The organism is Pseudomonadota bacterium, from assembly GCA_018242545.1.
Classification (GTDB): domain Bacteria; phylum Pseudomonadota; class Alphaproteobacteria; order 16-39-46; family 16-39-46; genus 16-39-46.
Genome location: JAFEBT010000094.1, coordinates 1 through 4589 on the forward strand (window position 1 = coordinate 1; position 4589 = coordinate 4589).

Sequence of the window (4589 nt, forward strand, 5' to 3'; positions counted from 1 at the left end):
AAAGGACTCATGACAAGAACCGAGAGACAAGGTGGTGTGGGAGCTGCAGCAGCACAAGGAGGCGCCGTTGCTGATCTTTTAGCTTCATACAAAGCGCAGTGGCAAAGCCATTTTTCCAGAGAAACAGCAACTTTAGATCGGTTTATTGAGGATAGAAATAAAAGGATAAAAACACAGAGATTAGAAGGAGATGCATCTTCTTCACAAGGAATATTGCTATTTTCTAAAGATGATTTTCCAATACGTCCGCGTCCACACTCTGCATTTGGAAGAGAGATTGAAAAGTACTTCCAAGGAAATAGAACATTTTCTCAGGGCTTATCCGAAGAAGAAATGGAGAGATATTTCCAGGCTGTGGAAGAGCCAAAAGAGTATGAAGAAATGGCAACTGCAAAAGCAGCTGAAGATCGTCATTTAGAAGCTCAAGATAAAAGAGAGCAAGCAGAACTCGCTCATGAAAAACAAAGAGGATGGGCAAGAGTTGGAACAGCATGGAGCTTAATGCAAGCTTCGGATGAAGAAGTAGATACCTCGCTTGCTCATTTTTTTCTACAATCAAATGAAAAAGTGCTTGAAAAAAGAGCAGCACATTTAGCTCCTGTGATTGCAGAAATTGAACAAAGAATTCAAGAAGGGCAAGCTTTTCTGGATCAAATGAGCCCGGAAGAAAAAGAAAATTACTGGAATCTTTATCAAAATCGAGAAGATGTGAAATGGGCCGCTCGAATTATGTTTCCAGCAAATGTGCTTCAAGCCGCAGAATCATTTGTGACGGTAGGGACATTGGTTTCTCCTATGGGCAGAGGAGCAGCGGAAGGATCAAGACAAGTCATGAAGTTTTTGTCTTCTGCTTCAAAAGGTCTCAGGAACGCTGAAAGAAACCTCACAAGGATGTCACGTTATATAAGTGCTAAATCAGGCGGAGCCGCTTCGAGTCTGGAAATTCCTGGAAAAACAAGAGAGGCGTTTTCTCAATTTGAGAGCGTCATTCAAGAAACAGGAACGCAATTTATTCAAGGGGCTGAAAGGCAAAGAGCGATTGATGCTTTGGGGTTGGAGGTTCCAAAATTCTCACTAACCCTTCCTTATTCGGGGGGAAGAAACGTAGAAGGAATAGCTCATATTACGAAGCCCCTCATAAATCCTGAGAAATTGATGAGAGGGTCTCAGATGAATGCTGGACATATTCCTTTAGAAGTTGCTAAAATGATGGAAGGTAAAACTTTTAAATCTTTTGATGAATTTAGAAGAGAATTTTGGAAAAATATGGCAAAAAGTCAGTATGCACAAGAATTTGGTGACCTTAATATTTTACGAATGAAAGATGGTTTATCTCCATTTTCAATTAAGTCGCAACATCTTGGAAAGCAAAAAACTTATCATCTTCACCACAAGACACCAATTTCTCAAGGAGGAGCAGTTTATGACATGGCAAATATCCTAATTTCAACTCCTAAGTATCATAAGGAAATTCTTCAAAAGAGCATCCATTTTGGTGAAAATCTATGACTTACTCAGATCAAGAAATAATAGATGTTATTAATATGCTAATGTCTGGTAAAGGAGATGAATTTCAAATAGAAAAATGGTCAAAAAATGAATTAAAAGGACTTGATGAAATTTATGACTTAATTTTTTTTTCTAAAATAAAAATGACCCCTGAAGAAATTCTCAAAAAAGCACGCGAACTTTCAAAGCCTTTAATCTTATAAAAACTGTAAAAGCAGAAATCCATCATATTATACCTCAACAGTTTGGTGGGCCACATGAATGGTGGAATGCTCATCCTCTTTTAAGGGTGAACCATCAAAGCGGAGTTCATTTAAAAACCTCTGTGTTAAGTAAGTTATTAAAGGATACTAAATGAAAAATCCTTATTATTTTTTAGAAAAGTATATAGATGATCCTAATATAGATATAGGAAGCACAATTACTTTATGGAACACAAACAGCTTTGTTAAGCTATCAAAACAGGAGATAGAAAAAGCAGAAAAATACATGGGTTGTCCATTTCCGAGTCAATTAAGGCAATTTTATGAAGAAATAGGTTATGGAAACTTAACAACTCCTCACAATCCTTCCGAAGATTACCATTTTTATGGAGCAAATGAAATATTTCCTCCTATCGTTGCTGCTCATTTTTACAAAGGAATTATCGAACACCATACCATAGAGGAAAAAAAAGATGCTCTTGATTATAACGGAGACTATTTTTTTTCTCGAGAAACTTTAGAGTATACAACTCCTGGAGATCTTCCTTTTTTTGAAATAGGAGATTCTTCCAGTTTTTTAATGATGAAGCCTCAAAGTTCTAATCCGAATGCTGTATATAGTGAGTTTGGAGTTTTGGTAGAAGAAGAGTTTTCTAATTTTATATGGAAATTATATTATAAGTCTCCTTCTTATTATAATGATGTTCTTGCAGAACACTATGGTATAGAAGGATGAATTCAGATTTCTAATTCATCATATAACTCTTATTTACAAAAGTGGGTCAACTTATGATTTATCTAACATCGTAATTACAACACCTAGATTCCATAGGGAGATTTTAGGAACGAAAGCGCATTTTGGGAGTTTTTAATGTATACAGATGAACAAATTGTTAAAATTATCAAGCTCTTACAAAGAGGAGAAGGAGATGAGTCTCAACTTGCTTATTGGATGAATCATGAATTAAAAGGACTTGATGAAATTTATGACTTAATTTTTTTTCTAAAATAAAAATGTCTGGAGAAGAAATTCTCAAAAAAGCACGCGAGCTTTCAAAGCCTCTAATCTTATAAAAACTGTAAAAGCAGAAATTCATCATATTATACCACAACAGTTCGGTAGGCCCCATGAATGGTGGAATGCTTACCCTCTTTTGCCAGAGAGTAACCATCACACCCTTGGGCTAAACACCTATGAATATAAAAAGAATGAAATTACATTTACGCCTTGTCATTTCCTACGATCTTCAGGATATACTTGGATCGAAGATAAAAAAATTATCTCTGATTTAGACCCAGAGCATCTTGGTCATGCCTTATTACAAGCCCTCGCTTTAAGTAAAAACCCCTATTTGAAAGAGCCGAAATGAGAGATTTTAATTCTGCTTGGGGATTTCTTAAATATTTGCGCTTTATAAACTTAAAAGAAAAAATCTGAGAAACGCTTTAAAAAGGAAGAGATTATTTGGGAAAGCGCTAAAAAATTTGATCAAATAAACGCATATAAAAAAAGAAAAATCTTTTAGCCCATGAAGATTGATCCTTTTTAAGAAGATATTTATTTTTGTTGATGTCGGTTCAAGCTGAAAAAGAGAGTAGGTATCTTATCTTTTTAGGCTCTCGTATTTCAATAATGTCTTACTTCTGATTCAACGATTCTAAATTTTTTTAAATTAATATTCAAATTGGAGAAAATTTATGTTTTTAATTTGGGGATCTTCTTCTATGAAGCTGGAACAACAAGAATGTATCGAAGGTGTATGTTCTGTTTGTGGTCATAAAGAATTCATTATACATGCTTTTCAACGCTATGGGCATATTTGGTGGATTCCTTTTTTTCCGATAGAAAAGATATTTTTTCTCACGTGTTCTCAGTGTGAATCCACCGTGTCAAACGATTCTCTCGAAGCTCTTGTGCAAGATGTAAACCCGGCACGGTTTAAAACACCGATTTTGTCTTATGCAGGATTTCTTGTCGTTGCGTGTTTAATCCCATTATTTTTTATACCAGGGTTTCTGAAAAAAAAGGAGAAGCCTTCTCTAGAGACTGTTGAATTTCCCGTAGAGGATGTTGTGATAGATTATGATTATAAGAATCCTGTAAAACGATTTGAAAACACGCTTAAAAATATGAAATTTAAAAATTCTACTCTTTAATTAAAAGAACTTTAAGGGGAAAGAAACAAATAAAAGAACAGAAAGAAGGATTATGGAGTGTTTTTATCTTAAAACAGATCCTTTTTCTTTTAAGTCCTTAAAACATTTAAAAAAAAGCGTTTGGTTTTTTTTAAAATATTGTTTAGAGTAAACAAAGAGAAATAAAAAAATACTCTCCAAGTGTTTCTCCCCAATTTTTCTAAAACATAAATATTTCTTAAAAACAGTAAAGGTATTCATAATGGAAGATGAAAGAAAATATACAGTGCGCGGTTCTATTTTGAAACTTCTTGGCATTGGAATTTTTGCTGTTGTTTGTCTTTATGTTGGAAGACTATTTATGCAAGAAGAGCCTAGTTCAGCTCCGATTGAAACCAAAAAGCAAGAAGATATGGTTGTCTTTGACATTAAGATGTCTGTTTTAAACATCCAACAAGGCGAAGATAATTATACGGAAATCACAACACTCGGAACGCCGGAGTTAGTGTCAAATCGCCCTGGGATTCGGGTGGCAATGGAAACAACTTCTAAAGCTCTTGAATTTATGCAGAAGCTCCTCCCTGAAAACCTGACCTTTATTCTCGCAAGCAATAAAGGAATCTCTATTTTAAAATGTACAGACATTAAAGAAGGATCGGCGCCAGATCGTCTTAAATTTGCATTCCATCAAGATGACGGAAACTTTCAAGAAATCATAAATGCGTATAAAGCGGATGAGAG

General features: G+C 34.9%; 7 protein-coding genes. All 7 read left to right on the forward strand.

Annotated features, from left to right (window positions below):
* Window positions 1-9: 9 nt before the first annotated feature.
* Window positions 10-1509, forward strand: coding sequence for an HNH endonuclease (locus tag JSS34_08445; GenBank protein ID MBS0186327.1), 1500 nt, complete (start codon window positions 10-12; stop codon window positions 1507-1509).
* On the forward strand, window positions 1506-1712 hold the full coding sequence (locus JSS34_08450) for a hypothetical protein (protein MBS0186328.1): 207 nt from the start codon (window positions 1506-1508) through the stop codon (window positions 1710-1712). The genes JSS34_08445 and JSS34_08450 overlap by 4 nt, the downstream gene beginning before the upstream one ends.
* Before the next feature lie 151 nt (window positions 1713-1863).
* Window positions 1864-2448 (forward strand): SMI1/KNR4 family protein, encoded by a 585-nt coding sequence (locus JSS34_08455; GenBank protein MBS0186329.1) that lies wholly within the window; start codon window positions 1864-1866, stop codon window positions 2446-2448.
* Between the two features lie 135 nt (window positions 2449-2583).
* Window positions 2584-2724 (forward strand): hypothetical protein, encoded by a 141-nt coding sequence (locus tag JSS34_08460; GenBank protein MBS0186330.1) that lies wholly within the window; start codon window positions 2584-2586, stop codon window positions 2722-2724.
* Between the two features lie 142 nt (window positions 2725-2866).
* On the forward strand, window positions 2867-3082 hold the full coding sequence (locus JSS34_08465; protein ID MBS0186331.1) for a hypothetical protein: 216 nt from the start codon (window positions 2867-2869) through the stop codon (window positions 3080-3082).
* A 328-nt stretch (window positions 3083-3410) separates the two neighbouring features.
* Window positions 3411-3869, forward strand: a complete 459-nt coding sequence (locus JSS34_08470; protein ID MBS0186332.1) for a hypothetical protein — start codon at window positions 3411-3413, stop codon at window positions 3867-3869.
* Window positions 3870-4110: 241 nt separating this feature from the next.
* The coding region (locus tag JSS34_08475) for a hypothetical protein (protein ID MBS0186333.1) at window positions 4111-4589 on the forward strand (479 nt) is incomplete at its 3' end.

Bases quoted from the DNA above. Each gene is read 5' to 3' on its own strand.
- JSS34_08450 (MBS0186328.1), top strand. From the start codon at position 1,506: ATGACTTACTCAGATCAAGAAATAATAGATGTTATTAATATGCTAATG.
- JSS34_08455 (MBS0186329.1), top strand. From the start codon at position 1,864: ATGAAAAATCCTTATTATTTTTTAGAAAAGTATATAGATGATCCTAAT.
- JSS34_08460 (MBS0186330.1), top strand. From the start codon at position 2,584: ATGTATACAGATGAACAAATTGTTAAAATTATCAAGCTCTTACAAAGA.
- JSS34_08470 (MBS0186332.1), top strand. From the start codon at position 3,411: ATGTTTTTAATTTGGGGATCTTCTTCTATGAAGCTGGAACAACAAGAA.
- JSS34_08445 (MBS0186327.1), top strand. From the start codon at position 10: ATGACAAGAACCGAGAGACAAGGTGGTGTGGGAGCTGCAGCAGCACAA.